We start from the raw sequence: 282 nt of genomic DNA, 5'->3' as shown, positions 1-282 counted from the left end.
CCCTGGGGCAGGTGGGCCATGCGGATGCGGTGGGGATAGGCCGCCGCCCCGAAGCGTTCCTCCAGGAGGGCCACGGCCCCGGGGTGAGGGGTCAGGGGCACACCCGCCGCCTGCGCCAGACCCTGGCCCTGGAGGAGGCGGTGGTGTTCAGCTTTGGTGGCATCGGCGCCACCCCCGACGACCGTACCCGGCAGTGCCTGGCGCAGGTTGTCCGTCAGCAGGTGGGCGTCGTCCCCCACGAAACGCACGAAGGAGAGCTCCAGGCCGCGCCGGGACAGGCAC

1 protein-coding gene is annotated in these 282 nt (G+C 73.4%); it reads right to left on the bottom strand.

Translation table 11 applies throughout. From position 1 onward, the window contains the following. Positions 1-282: molybdopterin-binding domain-containing protein (locus CKO33_RS14050; protein ID WP_500683418.1), on the bottom strand; the 282-nt coding region annotated here is incomplete at both ends.

The organism is Ectothiorhodospira mobilis, from assembly GCF_016584115.1.
Classification (GTDB): domain Bacteria; phylum Pseudomonadota; class Gammaproteobacteria; order Ectothiorhodospirales; family Ectothiorhodospiraceae; genus Ectothiorhodospira; species Ectothiorhodospira mobilis.
The sequence above is the reverse complement of the archived record's forward strand: the minus strand, read 5'-3'. Positions and strand labels throughout refer to the sequence as shown.